This window comes from Micromonospora sp. DT231, assembly GCF_049847025.1.
Classification (GTDB): domain Bacteria; phylum Actinomycetota; class Actinomycetes; order Mycobacteriales; family Micromonosporaceae; genus Micromonospora.
On record NZ_JBNCNO010000004.1, the window covers coordinates 1 to 21,750 of the forward strand.

Consider the following 21,750-nt stretch of genomic DNA (forward strand, 5'->3'; position numbering starts at 1 on the left):
GGGCTTGCCCAGCAGCAGGCGAACGTACTCCGACCCGATGAATCCGGCTCCGCCGGTGACGAGGATCCTCACGGGTCCGAGAGTCTACGCCGACGGATTGGCGTCGACGGCAGGTGTTTCGGCATTATCGGGTGGAGCCGACCGGGCGATTGCAGGTGCAACGGCCGTCCGGTAGAAAGTGCCAGCGAAGTACGACTTGTCGTACCCGCACAAATCGCATCTATGGGGGGCGAGTGGACGGCGTGTCGCTGGTCAATACTGCTCGGCCGTCGCCGAGCCCCGGCACGAAACCATCGCCCGGACGCCGCCTGCTGGCCCTGCTGCGGAAACTCGTCGCACCCGAACGTCTCTACATCGGCGCTCTCGGGCTGACCGGGCTGGCGGCGGTCCTGTCGGTGGCCCTGCCGCCGGCGGAGCGCGGTGAACTGTCCGCGAACATGGTGAGCGCGACGCTCGGCGCGGCCGTCGGTGGTCTGTCCCTGGACACCTTCCTGCTGTCCCGTCCGGGCGGCTGGGTCTTCTCCCGGGGACGCCCCTGGGTCCTCGCCATGTTGGGGGCCTCGGTCCTCCTCTCCGTCGTGGCCGCCGCGGTGCTCACCACGGTGGCCGGGCTCGGCAGCTATCTGGTCGGCATGGGGTCCGCGGCCGGTCTGACGATCTTCAACACGGTCTCGTCGATCGCGCTGCGCCAGAAGGGCTTCCTGGTCGTCTACGCGATGCGCGCGGCGAGCGGGGCGGTCCTGGTCGGTGGCTACGTGGCGCTGTACTTCGCCGGCTACCTCGACGGCGGCCTGTGGAGCATGGTGTGGCTGGTCGTCCAGTGGGTCAGCGCGCTGTCCGTGTGCGCCCTGGTGCTGGGGATGCTCCGGCGGATCGGGCCGGCGCCACGGCCGGAGGCGACAGCGGTGGACTACCGCGCCGACCTGGCCGCCGTCGGCAACCTGCACCTGGGGATCTTCGCCCAGATGATGACGCTGCGGTTCAACCAGATCCTGGTGGCCAGATTCGTCGGCGCCGGCCCACTCGGCGTGTACGCGCTGGCGGTCGCCGCGCTGGAGTTCGCGCAGGCGGGTGCCGTCGTACGGGCGCAGCGGATCCTGGCCAGCCGGGACGGCGACGGCGGCCCCGACCCCACCCGAGCTGTGGTCACCGCTGCTCTGCCGGTCGCCCTGGCCGCTGTCCTCGGGCTCGGTGTGCTGGGCTACCTCCAGCCGGAGTACCGGTACGCCTGGATCCTCGGTCTTGTCCTGCTACCCGGTTCACTGGCCACCGCGGCCGGCAAGAGCTGGAGCGCCCTGCTGTTGAAGAGGCGGGGCGAGCGGGCGACGACCGTGGTCGCACTGATCACCCTCGGGTTCGCGATTCCCGCATACTTTGCGATCATCCCGTGGGCGGGTGTGATCGGGGCGGCGATCGCCTCGACGCTCGCCTACGCCGTACACGCCTTCGCCTCCAGAGCAAGCCTGCGACGAGCACAGTCGCCGAATCATGGGACGGTTTGACATGGATGTCTCGATCGTTGTCCTCGCCTGGGAGGACTTTGAGCGCACGCGCGCCTGCGTCCTGTCGCTGCCGGCGGAGGCGGAGATCGTTGTCGTCGACAACGGCAGCTCGATGCACATTCAGGAGTCGTTGAGCGCGTTCTGCGCCGAGCAGGGTGTCCGGTACGTCCAGTCCGGCTCGAACCTGGGGTACGCGCGGGGGATGAACCTCGGCGTGCGCCACACCAGCCGGGCGAACGTGATCCTCTCCAACAACGACATCATCGTGCACGAGGACGCCGTGGCACGCCTGCTGACCGCTCTCGAGGACCCGAAGGTGGGCGCGGCCTTCCCGGGCGTGGTCACCCCGTCCGGTGTGTCACAGACCGAGGGCGGGCGGTTCCTGGGCCTGGGCGTGGGTCTCGCCCACGCCACCGGGCTGAGCATGGTGCTGCCGAACCTGCGGATCGTCGCGCCGCCGGAGAAGGCGGACTGGCTGACCGGCCCCTTCGTCGCCATGCGCCGCGAGACCTTCGACGCCATCGGCGGCGTCGACGAGACCTCGTTCTTCTACTCCGAGGACATGCGGCTCTGCTGGGCCGTCCGCCAGCAGGGTCTGGGGCTGGCGTACGTGCCGGAGGCCGTGATCATGCACGAGGACGACGCGACCGCCAAGCGGCGCTGGTCCGAGGAGGAGATCTCCGAACGCCGGACCCGGGAGTTCATCCGGGCGAGCCGGACCATGGGTGGCACGCGCGGTCGCATCGCCACGACGGCGTACGTGGGCGGGGTGCTGCTGCGCGCCGCGGTGGGCGGTAACCCGGTTCGCCGCGCCATCGCGAAGGGCGCCGTCGAGGGGCTGCGTACCTCGTGAAGGTGTTGTTCGTCTGCACCACTGGTGGTTCCGGACGGCGGCAGCTCGGTGGCGCCGAGCGCATCCTGACGGAGATCATCCCGGCTCACGCACGAACGGGCGTCGACGTCATCGCCGCCACCTCGGACGACGAGGTGGGCTACGCGCTGCGCGAGGCTGGGGTGCCGTGGGTCAGCCTCAGCGCGACCAGCCGGATCGACCTCGCGTACGCGCGGGAGATCCGCCGCCTGGTCGACGAGGTGCAGCCGGACGTGGTCTGCGCCCACCTGCTGTCCGCCGCCATGCACTCCCGGGCGGCGCTGAGCATGGGACGCCGGCGGATCCCGCTCGTCGTCACCCTGCACAACAGCCTGTGGCAGTACCGGGACACCGCCGGGTCGTTCCAGCAGAAGGCGCTCATCCAGTCCAACATCACGCTGGACCTGGCCATGCGTCGGGCCCGTCCACACGCGACGGTGGCGGTCTCCGAGTTCGAGGCCGCCGAGCTGCGTGACCGTGGTGGCGTCAAGAACATCCACGTGATCCCGAACCCGCTGCCCGTCACCTGGCCGAGCCCGAAGCCCGCGCACCTGCCGGGGCCGGGTCGGCGGCCGGTGGTCGGCTATCTCGGCCGGCTGGAGAAGGAGAAGGGCGCGGATCTCCTGCCTGAGATCGCCTCCCTCCTCCCTGACCTGGACTTCAAGGTCGCCGGGGCGGGTTCCATGGCGATCGATCCCAGGCCCAACCTCGACCTCGTGGGCCGGGTCACCGCCGCGGACTTCCTCCAGGAGATCGACTGCCTCGTGGTGCCGTCCCGGGTCGAGTCCTTCGGGCTCAGCGCGCTGGAGGCGTTGTCCCTCGGCGTACCCGTGGTGCACACCGGGGCCGGCGGTCTGGCCGAGGTCACCCGACACGCGACGGGCACCCTGGCGTTCCAGGCGGACCTCGCGCCCGCGGCGCTCGCCGGTGCCATCCGGGAAGCCGTCAACCGGCGGGCCGTCGACGAGGGGCAGCGGGTGGCCGAGTGGTACGCCCAGGAGTACGCCTTCGACAGGTGTGTGCAGCGGTGGCAGAGCTTGTACAGGTCCCTGCTGTGACGGGTGCGCCGCCGGCCAACAGATCGTCCGCGCGTGACAAGCAAACGATGAGGGGGGTGTCCGAGTGGCAGAGACGCTGACGATTGTCACGGTCCTCTACCGGTCCAGCGACATGCTCGCGGAGACGCTTCCGACGTGGGTACGCGCCGCCGACGGGCTGCCGGTGAAGTTCATCTTCGCCGACAACTGGCCGGAGGACGAGTGCGCCAAGGTCATCGCCAGGTGCCTGGACGACGACAGGTACGAGTATCTGCCCGACTCGTCGAACCCCGGGTTCGCCGCGGGCTGCAACCGCGCCGTCGCGCCGGTGCGGACAAGCCATGTGCTGCTGCTGAACCCGGACGTCTGGTTGCCGGAGGACGCGCTGGTTCGTCTCTTCGCCAGCATCGAGGCGGATCCGGAGAGTCCCATCGCGGTGGGTCTCGCGATGCACGGCGGCGAGTACGTCGGCATCGATCTGCACCCGGTCTCGCTCTTCATCGACAGGTCGGCGACGGTGCCACGCGGCCCGCTCGGTCCGTCCGGCGGCGCGGCAGTCTTCCCGACCGCGCTCTTTCACCGTTTCGGCGGTTTCTACGAGCACCTGTTCGCCTGGGGTGAGGACGCCGACCTCGCCTTCCGCATGTATGCCGAGGGCCTGCGGACCCGGCGGCTGGACTTCATGCTCCCGCACGCCGGCGGTCACAGTGTCGAGGGCGACAACAAGCTTCAGGGATTCCGGGCGTTTCTCCTGGCCCGCAATCGACTGCTGGTCGCCGCGCGGACCTTCACCTGGCCGCTGATGCTCGTCGCGATTCCGGTTCTCGCGCTGGCACACCTGGCACTGGCTGCCCGGCGGGCCCGTCAGGGCCTGCTCCGACCCTTCCTGCGTGGCGTGGGACGTGGCCTGGTGGAGGGGCCCGCGGCGCGCCGGCAGTGGAAGGGCAAGCGATTCGGTTATGCATCCCTGGTCAGCTATCTGAAAGTTCGGAGCGCGTGATGGCAGGACAACCGTGGAGCGTCGTAACGGTCACCTACAACTCCGCGGACACGCTCCGGCGGTGCTGGGGCGGCGCCAAGCCGTACGAGTGGATCGTCGTCGACAACGACTCCGCTGACGACTCGGTCGCCGTGGCCGAGGAACTGGGCGCACGGGTCATCCGGCTCCCGGAGAACGTCGGCTTCTCCAAGGCCAACAACGTCGGCGTACGCCAGGCCGCGGGCGAGTACGTGCTGTTCGCCAACCCCGACCTGGAGATCGAGCCGGCCGGGTTCGTCACGATGCAACGCCACCTGGACCTGCACGGCGGCCTTGTCGCACCCCAACTGCTGGGGACCGACGGCATCCCCCAACCCAACGGCCGTGGCTTCCCGTACGCCACCGCCAAGTTGGGCAACCGGAAGATCTGGCCGCTGTCGCAGATGCACGCGAACTACCGGGTGGTGGCGGACCCCGGCGAGGCCGTCTACGTGGCCTGGGTGATGGGCGCGGCGGTCGCGGCCCGCACCGCGGACTTCGTCGCCATGGGCGGGTGGAACGAGCGGTTCTTCCTCTACTACGAGGACCACGAGCTGGGGCTGCGCGCGTGGCGGCACGACATGCCCGTGGTGCTGCTCGGCGACGTGCGGTGGACCCACCACTGGGCCCGTGCGACGAACTCGTTCCAGTGGTCGCGGGCGCACACCCTGGAGTTGCAGAGCGCGCGGACGTTCTTCGGCCTGTTCCCCGAGTTCGTGGTCGGGCTGCCGACTGCCGCCCGGCGTAACCCGCAGGCCGCACGCCTGATCGGTACCCCGGTGCCCGCGCAGCGCGACGGATCACTGCCCAGCTCGACCCAGCCGGCCGGCACGAACTAGGCCGCGAACCCGCCGCAGTGCACCGATCCTTTCGCGAGATAGACGGTGCACGGTGCCTCGAGTTGCAGGTATTACCCAGGACTCGTGCTTCTTCTCGTTCGGGACGGTCATCAGTGCTCTCACTCCTCCAACGCGCCGTGCGGCAGTCGACGGCGTCGACTCCCCTGGCGACGGCCTACAGCGGGCGCGCGAACAGCTTCGGGGCCCTCCGACTCGCATTCGCGCTCGCCGTGGTGCTGTCGCACTCGGCCGCCCTCGGCTTCGGGCGTCCGCTCATGCCGCGGATCGACCTGGGAGCCTTGGCGGTGGCGGGCTTCTTCGCGATCTCCGGGTTCCTGATCGTCCGCTCCGGCCGGCGCAGCTCGATACCGCGCTTCCTGTGGCACCGCGCCCTGCGGATCTGGCCCGGCCTGTGGGTCTGCCTCCTGTTCACGGGTCTGGTTGTCGCGCCCCTGCTCTACCTCGACCGGCACGGCACCGTCGACGGCCTGTGGCGGAGTCCGGGTGGCGTGCTGGACTACCTGCGACTGAACTGGTGGGGCGGGCTGCGTCAGTTTGGCATCGCCGACGTTCTGGTGGGCGACACGCCGTACTGGCGGTGGCAGGGCGGCAACACGATCAACGGGTCGCTGTGGACCCTCGCCTACGAGTGCTTCTGCTATCTCATCGTGGCCGTCCTGGCCGCACTCACCATCCTGCGTCGGCAGCTCCGCTGGCTCCCGCTCCTCGCCCTCGTTGTCGTCTTCGGGGTGCTCTGCTGGAACTACTACCAGGCTGGCGTGCCTGGACAACAGCTGTGGACGACTGGCGAGATCGGGCCGCTTCCGCTGCTCGGCGCACTTCGGGAGGACTCGTTCCTCTGGTACGGGTTCATGTTCCTCGCGGGCGGGGTCGCCGAGCTCTACAGCGACCGGATGCCGATCAACGACCTGCTCGGCGTGCTCTCCCTCGTGGTCATCGGCTGGTTCGCCGCGACCGGGAACTTCTTCGGCCCGGGGTTGCTCGCCTACGCGTACGTCATCTTCTGGCTCGCCGTGCGGCTGCCGCGTGCGCTGCACCGGATCGGGAAGGTCAACGACTACTCGTACGGGTTGTACATCTACTCCTTCGTGGCCCAACAGGTCATGGCCAAGTTCGGCGTCCAGGCGATCGGTCTCGCCGGCTTCTTCGTCGTCAGCGCCCTGGTCAGCACCGGGCTCGCGGTGCTCTCCTGGCATCTGGTCGAGAAGCAGGCACTGAAGCTGAAGAACTGGACGCCTGAGGCGTTGCGGGAGCGACCCGAGGAACCGGCACCCCCGCGGGACGGCGGCATGACCCCGAACCCGTCGAACGGAAGCGTCGCGGCGTCGCCCCTGGCCGGCCGAGCACCGGATTTCGGCCCGGCACCGGCCACGGCACCAGCCGTTGGTTGACGGGCACCCGACCCGTCCGCCCGACCGTTTCGTCGACAGCAGGAAGAGGCTCCGCATGGCGACCGACCTTGCCCCCCGAGGGGTGGGCGATGACCTGGCGTCGCAGCCCACATCCAGACGCCGCGCGATCCCGTGGGACTGGATCGCCGTCGCCGCCCTCGTCGCCCTGATCCCGGTCGTGCACGACCTCAAGACGATGCTGACGGCGCCGTACTGGCTCGACGAGGCCTGGGTGGCGCTTTCGGTACGGTTCCCACTCGGCGACCTGCCGGTTACCACCTCGTCGACCCCGATCGGGTGGAGCCTCCTCCTCCGGCTGGTCCCCGACCAGGACTACCTGCGGGTGGTGACGCTGCTCTTCCACGCGCTCACGGTCGGCGCCGCGTACGCGCTCGGTCGGTTGGTGCACACGGCGGGGCGGCGTACGGGGATCGTGGCGGGCCTCGTCTGCGGCGCCGCGGTGCTGCTCCTTCCGACCCAGCAGGTCCGTCACGACCTGAAGCAGTACTCCGCCGATGCCTTCGTCGCGGTGGGGCTGCTCGCACTGACCGCGTGGACGGAGCGGGGTTGGTCCCGGCAGCGGTTGGGGATTCTCGCCGCCGCGATCGGTGTGGGGATGTTCGTCAGCCAGACGACCGCCATCGTCGCTCCATGTGTGCTTGGGGGGCTGTTCCTGGCCACCGCGGTTCGGCGGCAGTGGGCACGGCTCATCGAGGTGACAGTGGCCGGGTTCGGCGCAGCGCTCGCCGCGGCGGCCGTCTACCTCACCTTCTCGGCACGAGCGCGAAGCGGCCCGATGCAGGAGTTCTGGGCCGCATACTTCCCCCGTCTCGGCGAGGTGCCCGGATACCTCGAGCAGCGGGGCGAGGCACTGACCCGGATCTTCGGCGCGCCCGTGTCGCTCGTTCTGTGCCTGTTCGTCGTTGGCGTCGTGACGTTCGTGCGGTGGGGCCGCCCCGCCACCGCGATTGCGGTGCTTCTGCTGCCGCCAGTGGTGATCACCTTGGGTGTCTCGAAAATCTATCCGCTGTTGGATTGGCGCACCTCGCACTTCATCTTCGTGACAGTCGCGGCGGTCGCGGGTGTCGGACTTGGCGGGCTGGCGCACCTGGCAGCCGCGATCGCCCAGCGGGTGTACCGCCGTCTGCCGACCACCATCGCGACCGCGACGGTCTGCGCGGTCCTGGTCGGGGCCTTCGCTGTCCACAACAGTCAGTGGTACCGGTTCGACGGGGATGAGGCCGGGCTCGAAAGCACCCCCATCGCCATGACGGACGTCCGCGAACAGACCCGGTACGTCAACGCGCACCGCGCGAAGAACGACGTCGTCGTCCTGAGCTATGCGGCTGCGTACGGCTTCGCGTTCTACTCCACCCGGGACCACGTCGGCCTGGTGGCCCCCTACGGCAACACGGTCGGCTGGTGGGTCGACATGCCCGCCGACTCCGTGGTCGTGGTCACGGGGTTGGACGAGAAGGCCGTTCGGGGCGGACTTGGTCGGGCGCTGACGCTGGCCGGGGAACGCGGCGGCGCGCGTGTCTGGCTGATCCGATCCTTCGTCGTCGGCGAGGAAGTGGGCTCCTGGCAGTCGGCGCTCGCCGACTACCGCGTCGAGCAGATGACCAACGGGGTGGAGCCGGTTGTCGTGGTCAGCGAGAACTGACGCCTTCGGCACAGCGCGCGAGTTGCTGACTGTTCATCGTCAATTCACTTCGGCGGGCGTCTCCGGGCGGACGAACACCCACACCCGGTAGAGGGTGAAGTTGACGACCGTCATCACGGCGAGCACGCCGATGCGGGCGGTCAGATAGTGGGCGCCGAGCCCCACGAGCGCCGTCACCGACGAAACCGTGATGATCCAGTTCGACACCGCCAGGACCAGGTATCGCCGCAGTTGCCGGACGGCCGAGCCGTTGGCAGCAAAGACCCACTGCCGGTTGAGCACGAAGTTGAGCACGAACGAGAGGACAACGCCGCACAGGGTCGCGGCCGGCAGCCACACGTCGAACAGACCATGCAACACCCAGAGCGTCCCCGCGTCGACTGCAAAGCTCGCCCCGCCGGTGGTAACAAACCTGGCCAGACTGAACGCGATCAACCACGGACGCGTGCGAGTGCGGGTGATCGGCGCCTCGGCGGAGGAGTTCACGGGGAGGGTCACGGGCGGATTCTACGGGTGCCGATCGTGCTGGAGTGAATGGGGTTCCCGTTAGGAACGGACGCTCCGAGCCCGATAAATGGTCCGGAAAAGGTGGAATTCCAGCCGCGGCAAAGCATCCCGCAAGCAGTTTCGGTGGCCGGCTCTCATCCGATCAGAGCCACGCCGAAGTCGCGCTGCGGCGAGACGAGAAGGGGCGGACCGGGTCTTCCCGGTCCGCCCCTTCTTCGCGTTCTCGGTATGCCTAAGGCCCCAGCAGGATCAGTTGGGCAGCGCCGGTATCGGAGCGTCGTGCGCGCCGGGCCGTTCCGTCTTGCCGGACGCCGGTTCGGAGGCCACGTCGACCAGGTCGCGCCCTGGTGCCGCGGGGTCACCCGAGTGACCATCTTCGTGGATCACGTCTGGCCCGAGCCCTCTCAGGCCGATGGAGTAATAGACGACGAACAGGATGGCGGCGCCCACGGCCATGGCGATCGGAAGAATCGAGCCCACCGCCGGTTGCCACGATCCACCGATCGGGTTGAAGGACGGGGGCTTGTCGACGGGGATGCCTCGCTGATACCGAATCATCGTGAAGCAGAGGGCAACGAGATGCATCGGCAGGAGGACGATCGCGAAGAGCCGAGCCAAACGCGGGGCCAGGTCGAACGGGATGCGGTCGGCCAACAGATAACCGGCGAGGATCGGCACACCCACGAGCATGGGCAGCAGGTACCGACCCTGCGAGATGAACCCGTACTCGTTGACGTTGAAGGCCTCGAGCAGGATCGGCACGACAAGTCCCAGGCCGGCCAGCCCCAGCACCCGCCACCTGTCGACAGGTCGCCCGACGGCGAGGGCGAGCAGGACCACGACGCCGAGGGCCATCCACCACGCGAGGTGGACCACAACGGGGAGCGACGTGTCGAGCCAGCCCATCACGCCGACCAGTTCGGCGAGTGTGGCCGGCAACTCCCGGATGAACTCGTACTTCAGGATGTCGTCCATGCCCAGCGGCGCGTCCGGTGGAAACGGGACGATCTCCTGCGTGCGTCGCCACAGGGTCCAGGCGACGCCGACCAGCCCGGCCACCGCCCAGACCCCCGCGAGCCACCACGTGCGGCGGTTGCGAACCAGGGCCACATAACGGGACCGGCCGAGCGGCACCAGCAGGACGGCCACGATGATCGCGAACCAGAGTGGGCCAGCCGATCGCACGTTCAGCATCACGATGCCCGCGACACCGGCAAGCCACCAGGCGGACCGCGACCGACCGGCCCCGTCCGGCTCCAACAGGAGCGCGATGAGTGCCATCACCAGGCCTGCGCCGGCGGCGATCTCCACACCGTTCGGATTGACCGCTCCGCCGAGGTGGGCGGTCATCGGCGTGAGCGCGACGATCAGCCCGGCCAACGCTCCGCGTCGGCGCATCGAGAGGGCGACCAGAGTCGCCCAACCGAACAGGCCGGCGACAAGTGCGGCGTTCAGCAGTCGGGCGGCGATCACACCAGCCATGTCCGGAGAGATGGCGAGCGGCCAGCCGGTCACCAGGTAGTAGGCCGGGTTGTAGCGACCCGCCGAGTTGTCGACCAGAACCAGGGTCTCGTCACCACCGGGCTTGCCGCTGGCGCAATCAGCGGCGACGGACAGCTTGCGGGCGAAGCAGGCGTCGGGCGGGAGGCTCAGCGGGACCTGCTCGGCCGCGCCGTTCGCGGCCAGATCCGGTGTGATCTGCCCGGACGACACGCTGTATCCCTGCCACAGATGGGCTACCTCGTCCGGCGCGCCGTTGTAGGGAACGGCCAGCCCCCAAGCCGCGAACAGGAGGAAGTAGGCGACGAATGGCACTGATCTCCAGGCGATTGTCCTGGCCCTACCCGCACCCGCGAAACGCTGGTTCAACTGCACTCGGCTCGACGACACGCGTGGCAGCATAACGTGAACCGGGCACGCCATTCTCCTGCGCCGACGGCCCCACGAAGGTCCGTGTCAAAGCCCGCGGCCGGCGGGCACGTCGACCCCGGCGCGGTCTTCTCCTTGCTGGGTGCGTTGCCTCGCTACGGTGTGCCCCGCCGGTCGCCGGAACGGCCAGGTGAAGCCGCCAGCACCCGCGGCGCCCAGGCCGACAGCCAGGAGGAGTACGGCCACGGCGGGCAGCCACAGCCACACGTCGAAGAAGAAGATCTGCGCGGCGAACCCAACCATGACCAGTCGGGCGACGAGTGACCGGAAACGCCACCACAGCGTCAGCAGCAGACCGAGAAGGCTGACCAGGCCGACCAGGCCGTAGTTGTACCAGGTGCTCAGGTAGGTGTTGTCGAGCACCTGCGCCTGCCCGTCGCTGATCCCGACGTTCTCCAGGTAGCGCACGCTGGACTCCGGTCCGTTGCCGAAGACGACCGTGGACCAGTTGCGGGTGATGCCGTCCCACGCGACGTCGATGCGGTTGAAACGGGCGTTCGCGCTGGCGGACTCCAGCGGGTCCGACATTCGTGACCCCGCGACGCCGACCGAGCCAGCCGAGTTCTGGGAGGAGTTCACCGAACCGGGATTGGAGCCGGGGCTTGTCGGCGTCGGGCTGACCCAGGCCGGGGACTCTGTGTCCGGGCCGACCCCGAAGGTCGACGGACTGACCGCCACGGCGGCGAAGGCGATCGCGCCGATCGCGACCGTGCTGAGCACGCCGTGCCAGGAGAGCTTACGGAGCTGCAGGACCAACCAGATCCCGAGCGCGAGGACCAGGCCCACCCAGGCGCTCCGCGTGCCCGACAGCACCAGCCCCACGAGGTTGGCGGTGAAGGGGATGTACCAGTAGCGGCCCCGAATGGTCAGTGCCACGAGCGCCATGGCCATGGCGAAGGAGCCGTAGACGATCGGGTGACCGAAGATCCCCGCCGCCCGGGTCGGGTCGAACGCCGACGTGTAGGTCCAGTCGTACGCGAACTGGTCGAAGAAAGGCCACGTGCCGGTGACGGTCTGGTACTTGGCGAACACCGCGACGGCGACGCTGACCCAGGTGAACGCCTCGGCGATGCGCAGGATCAGCTTCGGGTCACGACGCGCTTCCTCGACGAGATGCCAGCCCAGGACGCCGAAGCACAACAGCGGCGCGGCGCCGACCACCACCGGCTTGATCCCGTGCCAGTGCGCCAGGCCCGCGATCACGGCGCAGAGCGGGAGCAGGAGGACCGCGCCGAGCACCCGCGGCGGCCATCCGTCGCGTTCGGCGCGGTGCAGACGCCCCCAGACCGCGAGGACGAAGAGGACGAGCAACAGCGTGTACGAGGGATTTGTCGGGTAACCGAAATCGACTGTCACCGGGACCAGGAATGCCACCACGAAGATGGCCCAGGTGATGCGGACCGGCTCCCACAGCGCCCAGCCCAGCAGGGCGCCGGCACCCACGGCGAGCGCGAGATCCCACCTGCCGACCACCAGGAACGCAACTGCCAGCAGTAGGAGGCACGAGCTGAGGAAGCGCGCGGGGCGCCCCATGTCGTTGAGCCGGTCAGTCAACACTCGCACCGTGCGATAGTACGGATCAGCCGGCGAGATCGGGCGCCGGCCTTCGGGAAAATCGCTGCCCAGGCCTCGAGGTCGCGCGTCGGGTGTCAACTGTACCGACGCCACACGTCACGCAGCGCCTCCCAGTTGCCCCCGATGCCGGTCTCACAGGGCGTTTCGAGGAAGAAAGCGCCGTCGACGTCGTCCCGGTCCCACCAGAGGCCGCAGACCGCCTGGCCGTCCGTGGCCTTGTAGGCGTACTCGACGTAGCTGCCGGCCGCCCCGGTCGTGCCTCCGGTCGTCTGGGTCGCCCCCTTCAGGCCGGGGGCGAACGCACCGGCAACGGCGTTGAGCTGCTGGCGGTTCGTGCGGGCCAGGTCCTTCTGGGGCCGTTCCGGATAGAGCACGAAGTGCAGCCACAGGCCACCGTAGGGGCAGGAGATGTGGCGCTCCTCGTTCGGCGGCAACGGCGGACCACCGGCACTGTTGTAGACCGTACAGCCGCCGATGTCGGCCAGCCACGGCTCGCCCAGCGGGGCCAGATCGCCGACGAACTTCGCCTTGTTGATCGAGAGCTGGGTCGCCTTGAAGGGCGAGAGGGAGGCGGTCCCGGACGGCGAGGGGGAGGCACTCTCGTCGGCGCTCCCGCGCAGGGCGTAACCCGCGACGCCGGCGACGAGCGCGAGCGCCAGCCCACCGGCGATCCACGTCCAGCTCAGGCCTTTCCGGACGACCCGGACCGGTGCGATCCGCCGACCGGACATCGCTGGCTCACGGTCGTACGGGGTCAGCCCTCCGGACGAGGGCACCGCCGAGATCGGTGGGGACGGCTCGGCCCTCCACGGCACCTGCGGATACAGCGCCAACTGCTGTGTCGACCCCACAAGCGCGTCCTGCGTGCCACGCGGCAGGTCTTCGGTCGGGCCGCCGGCAGACACGGGAGTGCCACTGACCGGCGCGGCCGGAGCACTGACCGGCGCGTTGAGGTTCTCGATCCGGTAGTCCTGCTGCAGCAGCCCGAACAGGCGCTGCGGGGCGTCACCCTGGTCGTCGCCGTAGGCAACCCACGGGTTCGCCGCGGTCAGGTCGGCCTCCTCGTAGGGGGAGCCGCCGGGCGCGTCAGCCAACATCCGGACGGCGTAGGCGAAGGCGTCGCGCCAGCGCGGGTCCGCCGCAGCGGGTCTGTCCAGCAGGACGACAGTCCTGGGTCGCCCCTGCTCGTCGACAGCGGCCCACGCCTTCCCCACCGGAGACGCGCCGAGCGCGTGGGTGAATCTGTAGGGACTTTCCGGCTGCATGCGCACTCCTCTGTCGAACTGCCGTCGGGATAGTACCGATCCGCACCGAGCACGGCGGGCCGCCTTCACCGCGTGCCCGTGGCGGTGCGACGGCCGGCGGAAGCCGCTCGTACGCCGCACCGGTGTTGCCCGTTGAAAGTTTTCATGCATAGAGTCACGGCGTGAATGAAGGAGCTGTCGGGGTGTCGGTCGAGCAGGTGCTCGACCTGTTCGACGGGGTGCGGCTGACTCCCACCCAGCGCCGGATCGCGCACTGCCTCGTGCAGCACGCTCCCGCCGTGGCGTACCTGTCCGCCGCCGAGGTCGCCGAGCTGGCCGGGGTCAGCCAGCCGTCGGTCACCCGGTTCGCCGTCGCGCTCGGCCACGACGGATACCCGGCGCTGCGCCGCCGGCTGCGGGACCTGACCGTCGCGGCGCCGGCCGGATCGGACGACGCCGGCAACGAACTACAGCAGGCGGTACGCGCGGAGATGGGAAACCTGGACCGGCTGGCCGGCCAGCTCGCCGACACCGAACGGATCGCCGAGACCGGGCGGTTACTCGCCCGGAGCCGCCCGCTGCCGGTGCTCGGCCTGCGCGCCGCCGCGCCGCTGGCCGCGTACTTCGCCTACTTCGCGGCGAAGGTGCACCCGGACGTGCGGGTGCTCGACGACGGCGGCAGCCTGCTCACCGACCGCCTGGAGCAGGCCGCCGAAGCCGGGGCGTCGGCCCTGCTCGCCTTCGTCCTGCCCCGCTACCCCCGGGAGACCATGGACGCGCTCCGCGAAGCCCGCGACGCCGGGCTGACCGTGGTGGCGATCACCGACTCACCGGTCAGCCCCGCCACCGAGCACGCCGACGTGGTGCTGTCGGCGGCGGTCGGCGCGCAGCTCGTCTTCGACCTGCACACCGCCCCGATGACCCTGGCCATGGTGTTGTTACAGGCGATCTGCGACGCCGCACCGGCCGACACCCAACGCCGACTGGAGGCGTTCGAGGCCTCCGCGGCCCGCCGTCAGTTGTTCCGCGGATGACCGGAGGAGACCCGAGATGACCCAGCCCGTCCGTGCCGCACGGGGCAACCAGCTCACCGCCCGCGGGTGGCAGCAGGAGGCCGCCCTGCGGATGTTGATGAACAACCTCGACCCGGAGGTGGCCGAGCGCCCCGACGACCTGGTCGTCTACGGCGGCACCGGGAAGGCGGCCCGGGACTGGCCGTCGTACCACGCGTTGGTCCGCACGCTCACCGACCTGCGCGAGGACGAGACGATGCTCGTGCAGTCCGGCCGCCCGGTGGGCGTGCTGCGGACCCACGAGTGGGCGCCCCGGGTGCTGCTGGCCAACTCCAACCTGGTCGGCGACTGGGCGACCTGGCCGGAGTTTCGCCGGTTGGAGCAGCTCGGCCTGACCATGTACGGGCAGATGACCGCCGGTTCGTGGATCTACATCGGCACCCAGGGCATCCTCCAGGGCACCTACGAGACGTTCGCGGCGGTGGCCGCGAAGATCGCCGGCGCCCGCGGCGACGGGCAGGGGCTCAGCGGGGGCGACCTCGCGGGCACGCTCACACTGACCGCCGGCTGCGGTGGGATGGGCGGCGCGCAGCCGCTCGCGGTCACCATGAACGGCGGCGTCTGCCTGATCGTCGACGTGGACCGCACCCGGCTCGACCGGCGGGTGCACGACCGCTACCTGGACGAGGTCGCCGACTCGCTCGACGACGCGGTACGACGGGTGCTCGACGCGAAGCGGGACCGACGCGCGCTCTCCGTCGGCGTGGTCGGCAACGCCGCCGAGGTGTTCCCCGAGTTGCTGCGTCGCGGTGTCGAGGTCGACGTCGTGACCGACCAGACAAGCGCCCACGACCCGCTGTCGTACCTGCCGGTGGGGGTGGAGCTGGCCGACGCCCGGGACTACGCGCGGGCGAAGCCGGCCGAGTTCACCGACCGGGCCCGCGCGTCGATGGCGACGCACGTCGAGGCCATGGTCGGCTTCCTGGACGCCGGCGCCGAGGTCTTCGACTACGGCAACTCGATCCGCGGCGAGGCACAGCTCGCCGGATACCAGCGCGCCTTCGACTTCCCCGGTTTCGTGCCCGCGTACATCCGGCCGTTGTTCTCCGAGGGCAGGGGCCCGTTCCGGTGGGCGGCGCTCTCCGGCGACCCGGCCGACATCGCGGCCACCGACCGGGCCATCCTGGAGTTGTTCCCGGACAACGAGCCGTTGGCCCGGTGGATCAGGCTGGCCGGCGAGCGGGTCGCCTTCCAGGGCCTGCCGGCCCGGATCTGCTGGCTCGGCTACGGCGAGCGGGACCGGGCGGGTGTGCGGTTCAACGAGATGGTCGCCTCCGGTGAACTCTCCGCCCCGGTCGTCATCGGGCGGGACCACCTGGACGCCGGCAGCGTGGCCAGCCCGTACCGGGAGACCGAGGCAATGGCCGACGGCTCCGACGCGATCGCCGACTGGCCGCTGCTCAACGCCCTTGTCAACACGGCCAGCGGCGCCTCCTGGGTGTCCATCCACCACGGCGGCGGGGTGGGCATCGGCCGGTCGATCCACGCCGGGCAGGTCTGCGTCGCCGACGGCACCGCCCTCGCCGGGCAGAAGATCGAGCGGGTGCTCACCAACGACCCGGCGATGGGCGTGATCCGGCACGTCGACGCCGGCTACGACATCGCCCGCGACGTGGCGGCCCGCACCGGCCTCCGCACGCCCATGGCCGAGGGATCCGCGTGAGCGCGAGGAGTGCAGCGCAGCGGAGCCCCGCAGTCGCGAACACCAGGAGCAGAGCGTGAGCGACGACCTGCCCGGCCGGTTCCGGGCGTTGTGGGACGAGATCGCGCCGGTCGGGCGGGACGCCGACAGCGGCGGCTACCTGCGGTACGCGTTGACCGAGCCGGAGCGGGAGCTGCGCGCCTGGTTCCGGGCACAGGCCGAGCGCCGCGGCATGCCCGTCAGCGAGGACGGCAACGGCAACCTCTTCGCCCACTGGGGTGACCCGCGGGCATCCGACGCGGTGCTCACCGGCAGCCACTTCGACTCCGTGCCGCACGGCGGGGCGTACGACGGGCCGCTCGGCATCGTCAGCGCGTTCCTCGCCGTGGACGAGCTACGCGCCCGCGGTGTCACCCCGAACCGCCCGCTGGTGCTCGCGGCGTTCGTGGAGGAGGAGGGCGCGCGCTTCGGCGTACCGTGTCTGGGGTCGCGGCTGCTCACCGGGGCGCTGTCGGCCGAACGCGCGGCCGGCCTGCGCGACGCGGCCGGGGTGAGCTTCGCCGAGGCGCTCAGCGGGCGGCCGGCGGGCGCCCGCCCGGAGCTGTTGGGCCGGATCGGCGCGTTCGTGGAGCTGCACGTCGAGCAGGGCCGCGCGCTTGTCGGGACGGACGCGCCGGTCGCGGTGGCGAGCGCGATCTGGCCGCACGGCCGGTGGCGCTTCGAGGTCGTCGGCGAGGGCAACCACGCGGGTACGACCCGGATGGCCGACCGCCGCGACCCGATGCTCACGTACGCGTTCACGGTGCTGGCGGCCAACAAGGAGGCCCGGCTGCGCGACGCGCACGCCACCGTGGGCCGGGTCGCCGTCGAGCCCAACGCCACGAACGCGATCCCGTCGAAGGTGACCGGTTGGCTGGACGCGCGGGCCGCCGACGCGCAGACGCTGTCCGGGCTTGTCGAGGCGGTGTGGGGCAAGCTCACCGAGCGCGCCCGCCGCGACGGTACGGCGGTGACTGTCACCGAGGAGTCGGCGACGCCGCTTGTCGCGTTCGACGGCGGTCTGGCCGGACGGCTGGCCACGCTGCTGGACGCGCCGGTGCTGCCGACCGGTGCCGGGCACGACGCCGGGGTGCTCGCCGCGCACCTGCCCACGGCGATGCTGTTCGTCCGTAACCCGACCGGGGTGTCGCACTCCCCCGCCGAGGCCGCGACCGACGACGACTGCGCCGCCGGGGTACGCGCGCTGGCCCGGGTGCTGGAGGAGCTGACATGCCTGTGACACCCGCCCGCTGGCTCGCCGAGTACGCCTGGCTGCCCGAGCACGCCGAACCGACTCCCGACGTGCTGATCGAGGTCGAGGACGGCCGGATCACGGCGGTGACGCCGCTGACCCCCGGCAGCAGGCCACCGGCCGGGGTCGACGTGTACGCCGACGCCGTGCCGCTGCCCGGCCTGACCCTGCCCGGCCTGGCAAACGTGCACTCGCACGCCTTCCACCGGGCGCTGCGCGGGCGTACCCACGGCGGTCGGGGCGACTTCTGGACCTGGCGGGACCAGATGTACGCGGTGGCGGACCGGCTGGACCCGGACACCTACCTCGCCCTGGCCCGCGCGGTCTACGCCGAGATGGCGCTCGCCGGGATCACGTGTGTGGGCGAGTTCCACTATCTGCACCACCGGCCCGACGGTGGCGCCTACGACGACCCGAACGCGATGGGCGCGGCGCTTGTGGAGGCGGCCGCGCACGCCGGGATCCGGCTCACCCTGCTGGACGCCTGTTACCTGACCTCCAGCGTGGACGGTCAGGCCCTCGCCGGGCCGCAGCGCCGCTTCGGTGACGGCGACGCGGCCCGCTGGGCCGAGCGGGTGGCGGCGTTCCAGCCGGCGGACTCGCACGTGCGGGTCGGCGCGGCGGTGCACTCGGTGCGGGCGGTTCCGGCCGACCAGCTCCGCACGGTCGCCGACTGGGCCCGGGACCGGCGGGCGCCGCTGCACGTGCACCTCTCCGAGCAGCCCGCCGAGAACGACGAGTGCCGGGCGGTGCACGGGCGTACGCCCACCGCGTTGCTGGCCGAGCACGGCGTGCTCGGGCCGGACACCACCGCCGTGCACGCCACGCACCCGACGAGCGCCGACCTGACAGTGCTCGGGGACAGCCGGACCGGGGTGTGCCTCTGCCCGACCACCGAGCGGGACCTCGCCGACGGGATCGGCCCGGCCCGCCGGATGGCCGACGCGGGAATCCGGTTGAGCCTGGGCAGCGACAGCCATGCCGTCATCGACCTGTTCGAGGAGGCCCGCGCGGTGGAGCTGGACGAACGGCTGCGAACCCGCCGCCGTGGCCACTTCGCACCCGCCGACCTGCTGACGGCGGCAAGCGTCACCGGGCACGCCGCCCTGGGCTGGGCCGACGCCGGCCGGATCGCCGTCGGTGCCCGCGCCGACCTGGTGACGGTACGGCTGGACGGCCCCCGTACCGCCGGTGTGCCGCCGGTGGGTCTGTTCTTCGCGGCCACCGCCGGTGACGTCGCGCAGGTGCTCGTCGACGGCCGCGTGGTGGTGGCCGAGGGCCAGCACCTGAGCGTGGACGTGCCGGCCGAGTTGGCCGCCGCTATCGAGGCGGTGACACGCCAATGAGCGGCAGTCTGCTCGTCGACAACATCGGGGAGTTGGTCACCAACGGCCCCGGCACGCGCCCGCTGGGCATTCGCCGGGATGCCGCGGTGCTCGTCGAGGAGGGTCGGGTGGCCTGGGTCGGGCCGTCCGCGACCGCGCCGGCCGCCGACCGGCGACTCGACGTCGGTGGGGCCGCCGTGCTGCCCGGCTTCGTGGACAGCCACGCCCACCTGGTCTTCGCCGGGGATCGGGCGGCCGAGTTCGCCGCCCGGATGGCCGGTGAGCCCTACACCGGCGGCGGCATCCGCACCACCGTCGGCGCGACCCGGGCCGCCACCGACGACGAGCTGCGGGCCACCGTGCGCCGGCTGCGCGGGGAGGCGCTGCGCCAGGGCACCACGACCATGGAGATCAAGAGTGGGTACGGGCTGACCGTCGCCGACGAGGCCCGCTCCCTGCGGATCGCCGCCGAGGTCACCGAGGACACCACGTTCCTCGGCGCGCACGTGGTCCCCGCCGAGTACGCCGACCGCCCGGACGACTACGTCGGGCTGGTCTGCGGGCCGATGCTGGCCGCCGCCGCGCCGCACGCGAAGTGGATCGACGTGTTCTGCGAGCGGGGCGCCTTCGACGTGGATCATTCGCGGGCCATCCTGGCCTGCGGGCAGGCCGTCGGGCTCGGTGTGCGGGTGCACGCCAACCAGCTCGGCCCCGGGCCGGGCGTGCAGCTCGGCGTGGAGCTGGGCGCGGCCAGCGTGGACCACTGCACCTACCTGTCCGACGCCGACGTCGACGCGCTCGCGTCGTCTCTGGTCGACTGCATGTGCCACGAGGGCCCGCACAGCAGCACTGTCGCGACCCTGCTGCCCGGCGCGGAGTTCTCCACCCGCTCGCCGTACCCGGACGCCCGGCGGCTGCTCGACGCCGGTGTCACGGTGGCGCTGGCGACGGACTGCAACCCCGGCTCGTCGTACACCTCGTCGATGGCGTTCTGCGTGGCCCTGGCGGTCCGTGAGATGCGGATGACCCCGGCGGAGGCGGTCTGGGCCGCGACCGCCGGCGGCGCGCGGGCCCTGCGCCGCGACGACATCGGCGTGCTCGTCCCCGGCGCGCGGGCCGACCTCATGATCTTGGACGCGCCGTCCTACCTGCACCTGGCCTACCGGCCCGGTGTCCCACTGATCCGCCAGGTAATACGCAACGGAGTTCCGCAATGACGAACGTGACCATCCAACCCACCGGGATCGCCGCCGAGGACGTGCTCGCGGTGGCCCGCGGCACCGCCACTGTCGTCCTCGCCCCGGCCACCATCGAGGCCATGGCGACCAGTCGGGCCATCGTGGACGGCATCGAGTCGTCGGGCCGCCCCGTCTACGGGGTCTCCACCGGTTTCGGGGCGCTGGCCAACACCTTCATCGCCCCGCAGCGGCGGGCCGAGCTGCAACACGCGCTGATCCGCTCGCACGCCGCCGGGGTGGGCGCCTCGATGCCGCGCGAGGTGGTCCGGGCCATGATGCTGCTGCGGGTCCGGTCCCTCGCGCTGGGCCGCTCCGGGGTCCGGCCGCTTGTCGCGGAGGCCCTTGTCGACCTGCTCAACCACGACATCACCCCGTGGGTGCCGGAGCACGGCTCGCTGGGCGCCTCCGGTGACCTGGCGCCGCTGGCGCACTGCGCGCTGGTGCTGCTCGGCGAGGGCTGGGTCCTCGGGCCCGGCGGCGAACGCCAGGACGCGGCGGACGCGCTGACCGCCGCCGGGCTCACGCCGATCGAGCTGGCCGCCAAGGAGGGGCTGGCGCTGATCAACGGCACCGACGGCATGCTCGGCATGCTGCTGCTGGCCATCCACGACGCGGCGCACCTGTTCGCCATGGCCGACGTGACGGCCGCGCTCGCCATCGAGGCGATGCTCGGCTCCGAGCGGCCGTTCCTGCCCGAGCTGCACGCCATCCGGCCGCACCCCGGTCAGGCGGCGTCGGCGGCGAACATCCACCGGCTGTTGCAGGACTCCCGGGTGATGGACTCGCACCGCGACGACCTGGCGCACGCCGTGCAGGACGCGTACTCGATGCGCTGCGCCCCGCAGGTGGCCGGCGCGGCCCGCGACACCCTGGACTTCGTCCGTACGGTCGCGGGCCGGGAGTTGGTGTCCGTGGTGGACAACCCGGTGGTGCTGCCGGACGGGCGGGTCGAGTCGACGGGCAACTTCCACGGCGCGCCGCTCGGCTTCGCCGCGGACTTCCTCGCCATCGCCGCCGCCGAGGTGGGCGCGATCGCCGAGCGGCGGGTGGACCGGCTGCTCGACGTCACCCGCTCCCGGGAACTGCCGGCGTTCCTCTCCCCCGACGCCGGGGTCAACTCCGGGCTGATGATCGCCCAGTACACGGCCGCCGGGATCGTCGCCGAGAACCGTCGGCTGGCCGCTCCGGCGTCGGTGGACTCCCTTCCCACGAGCGGGATGCAGGAGGATCACGTCTCGATGGGCTGGGCGGCGGCCAAGAAGCTGCGCACCGTGCTGGACAACCTCACAAGTCTGCTGGCGGTCGAGCTGCTGGCCGGCGTACGCGGCCTGCAACTGCGCGCCCCGCTGGAGCCGTCCCCGGCCGGTCGGGCGGCCGTCGCCGCGCTCGGCCCGGCGGCTGGTGAGCCCGGCCCGGACGTGTTCCTCGCCCCGGTGATGGAGGCGGCCCGAGCGGTCGTCGCCGGGCCGGAGCTGCGGGCCGCCATCGAACGGGAGCTCGGCCCGCTGGGCTGACCTCCGTCGGGGGGTGTGGGGCGCCCCCGGGCGGGCGGCCGCCCGCACCACCCCCCCACACCCCCCCGCG

General features: G+C 71.2%; 17 protein-coding genes. 13 read left to right on the forward strand and 4 right to left on the reverse strand.

The genetic code is table 11. The features are described from left to right. Positions 1 to 233 precede the first annotated feature (233 nt). From ACPXBU_RS11455 to ACPXBU_RS11485, 7 genes are all read left to right on the forward strand, one after another. Positions 234 to 1,502 carry a hypothetical protein gene (locus ACPXBU_RS11455; RefSeq protein ID WP_393366988.1) on the forward strand — a complete coding sequence of 423 codons (1,269 nt, stop codon included), beginning with the start codon at positions 234 to 236 and terminating at the stop codon, positions 1,500 to 1,502. A 1-nt stretch (position 1,503) separates the two neighbouring features. After that, positions 1,504 to 2,355 carry a glycosyltransferase gene (locus tag ACPXBU_RS11460; protein WP_393366986.1) on the forward strand — a complete coding sequence of 284 codons (852 nt, stop codon included), beginning with the start codon at positions 1,504 to 1,506 and terminating at the stop codon, positions 2,353 to 2,355. After that, on the forward strand, positions 2,352 to 3,431 hold the full coding sequence (locus tag ACPXBU_RS11465; protein WP_393366984.1) for a glycosyltransferase family 4 protein: 1,080 nt from the start codon (positions 2,352 to 2,354) through the stop codon (positions 3,429 to 3,431). Before ACPXBU_RS11460 ends, ACPXBU_RS11465 begins: the two co-directional genes overlap by 4 nt. Before the next feature lie 64 nt (positions 3,432 to 3,495). Further along, entirely contained in the window at positions 3,496 to 4,410 is a 915-nt protein-coding gene (locus ACPXBU_RS11470; protein ID WP_393366982.1) for a glycosyltransferase family 2 protein, read from the forward strand. Further along, the gene (locus tag ACPXBU_RS11475; RefSeq protein WP_393366980.1) at positions 4,410 to 5,267 is read left to right on the forward strand and encodes a glycosyltransferase family 2 protein; all 858 of its coding nucleotides are present in this window, start codon (positions 4,410 to 4,412) and stop codon (positions 5,265 to 5,267) included. Before ACPXBU_RS11470 ends, ACPXBU_RS11475 begins: the two co-directional genes overlap by 1 nt. 113 nt (positions 5,268 to 5,380) lie before the next feature. Continuing rightward, positions 5,381 to 6,679, forward strand: a complete 1,299-nt coding sequence (locus ACPXBU_RS11480; protein ID WP_425758019.1) for an acyltransferase family protein — start codon at positions 5,381 to 5,383, stop codon at positions 6,677 to 6,679. 55 nt (positions 6,680 to 6,734) lie between these two features. Then, positions 6,735 to 8,342 (forward strand): hypothetical protein, encoded by a 1,608-nt coding sequence (locus ACPXBU_RS11485; protein WP_425758020.1) that lies wholly within the window; start codon positions 6,735 to 6,737, stop codon positions 8,340 to 8,342. A gap of 39 nt (positions 8,343 to 8,381) precedes the next feature. Here ACPXBU_RS11485 and ACPXBU_RS11490 read toward each other — a convergent pair whose 3' ends face one another. The 4 genes from ACPXBU_RS11490 to ACPXBU_RS11505 all read right to left on the reverse strand — a co-directional run bounded on the left by ACPXBU_RS11490 (position 8,382) and on the right by ACPXBU_RS11505 (position 13,618). After that, positions 8,382 to 8,840: a GtrA family protein gene (locus ACPXBU_RS11490; RefSeq protein ID WP_393366975.1), complete on the reverse strand. Its 459-nt coding sequence runs from the start codon at positions 8,838 to 8,840 to the stop codon at positions 8,382 to 8,384. A 258-nt stretch (positions 8,841 to 9,098) separates the two neighbouring features. Then, positions 9,099 to 10,664, reverse strand: a complete 1,566-nt coding sequence (locus ACPXBU_RS11495; RefSeq protein ID WP_393366973.1) for a DUF2142 domain-containing protein — start codon at positions 10,662 to 10,664, stop codon at positions 9,099 to 9,101. A gap of 141 nt (positions 10,665 to 10,805) precedes the next feature. Further along, on the reverse strand, positions 10,806 to 12,341 hold the full coding sequence (locus ACPXBU_RS11500; RefSeq protein ID WP_425758021.1) for an O-antigen ligase family protein: 1,536 nt from the start codon (positions 12,339 to 12,341) through the stop codon (positions 10,806 to 10,808). Between the two features lie 86 nt (positions 12,342 to 12,427). Beyond that, positions 12,428 to 13,618 (reverse strand): hypothetical protein, encoded by a 1,191-nt coding sequence (locus ACPXBU_RS11505; protein ID WP_393366969.1) that lies wholly within the window; start codon positions 13,616 to 13,618, stop codon positions 12,428 to 12,430. A 161-nt stretch (positions 13,619 to 13,779) separates the two neighbouring features. On the opposite strand from ACPXBU_RS11505, the gene ACPXBU_RS11510 reads away from it, so the two are divergent. Genes ACPXBU_RS11510 through hutH form a run of 6 tightly spaced genes read left to right on the forward strand, consistent with a single transcriptional unit; the run spans position 13,780 to position 21,680 of the window. Continuing rightward, positions 13,780 to 14,631 carry a MurR/RpiR family transcriptional regulator gene (locus tag ACPXBU_RS11510; RefSeq protein WP_425758022.1) on the forward strand — a complete coding sequence of 284 codons (852 nt, stop codon included), beginning with the start codon at positions 13,780 to 13,782 and terminating at the stop codon, positions 14,629 to 14,631. 16 nt (positions 14,632 to 14,647) lie between these two features. Further along, positions 14,648 to 16,333: a urocanate hydratase gene (hutU, locus tag ACPXBU_RS11515; protein ID WP_425758023.1), complete on the forward strand. Its 1,686-nt coding sequence runs from the start codon at positions 14,648 to 14,650 to the stop codon at positions 16,331 to 16,333. A 55-nt stretch (positions 16,334 to 16,388) separates the two neighbouring features. After that, positions 16,389 to 17,591, forward strand: coding sequence for an allantoate amidohydrolase (locus ACPXBU_RS11520; protein WP_425758024.1), 1,203 nt, complete (start codon positions 16,389 to 16,391; stop codon positions 17,589 to 17,591). Beyond that, entirely contained in the window at positions 17,582 to 18,949 is a 1,368-nt protein-coding gene (locus ACPXBU_RS11525; RefSeq protein WP_425758025.1) for a formimidoylglutamate deiminase, read from the forward strand. Before ACPXBU_RS11520 ends, ACPXBU_RS11525 begins: the two co-directional genes overlap by 10 nt. Beyond that, complete coding sequence (hutI, locus tag ACPXBU_RS11530) at positions 18,946 to 20,145, forward strand: imidazolonepropionase (protein ID WP_393366962.1); 1,200 nt, start codon at positions 18,946 to 18,948, stop codon at positions 20,143 to 20,145. Before ACPXBU_RS11525 ends, hutI begins: the two co-directional genes overlap by 4 nt. Continuing rightward, positions 20,142 to 21,680, forward strand: coding sequence for a histidine ammonia-lyase (gene hutH / locus ACPXBU_RS11535; protein ID WP_425758026.1), 1,539 nt, complete (start codon positions 20,142 to 20,144; stop codon positions 21,678 to 21,680). Before hutI ends, hutH begins: the two co-directional genes overlap by 4 nt. Positions 21,681 to 21,750: the final 70 nt, after the last annotated feature.

Excerpts from the sequence above, each read along its gene's own strand:
- ACPXBU_RS11460 (WP_393366986.1), top strand. The coding sequence starts at position 1,504 with ATGGATGTCTCGATCGTTGTCCTCGCCTGGGAGGACTTTGAGCGCACG.
- ACPXBU_RS11475 (WP_393366980.1), top strand. The coding sequence starts at position 4,410 with ATGGCAGGACAACCGTGGAGCGTCGTAACGGTCACCTACAACTCCGCG.
- ACPXBU_RS11485 (WP_425758020.1), top strand. The coding sequence starts at position 6,735 with ATGGCGACCGACCTTGCCCCCCGAGGGGTGGGCGATGACCTGGCGTCG.
- ACPXBU_RS11505 (WP_393366969.1), bottom strand. The coding sequence starts at position 13,618 with ATGCAGCCGGAAAGTCCCTACAGATTCACCCACGCGCTCGGCGCGTCT.
- hutU (WP_425758023.1), top strand. The coding sequence starts at position 14,648 with ATGACCCAGCCCGTCCGTGCCGCACGGGGCAACCAGCTCACCGCCCGC.
- ACPXBU_RS11525 (WP_425758025.1), top strand. The coding sequence starts at position 17,582 with ATGCCTGTGACACCCGCCCGCTGGCTCGCCGAGTACGCCTGGCTGCCC.
- hutI (WP_393366962.1), top strand. The coding sequence starts at position 18,946 with ATGAGCGGCAGTCTGCTCGTCGACAACATCGGGGAGTTGGTCACCAAC.
- hutH (WP_425758026.1), top strand. The coding sequence starts at position 20,142 with ATGACGAACGTGACCATCCAACCCACCGGGATCGCCGCCGAGGACGTG.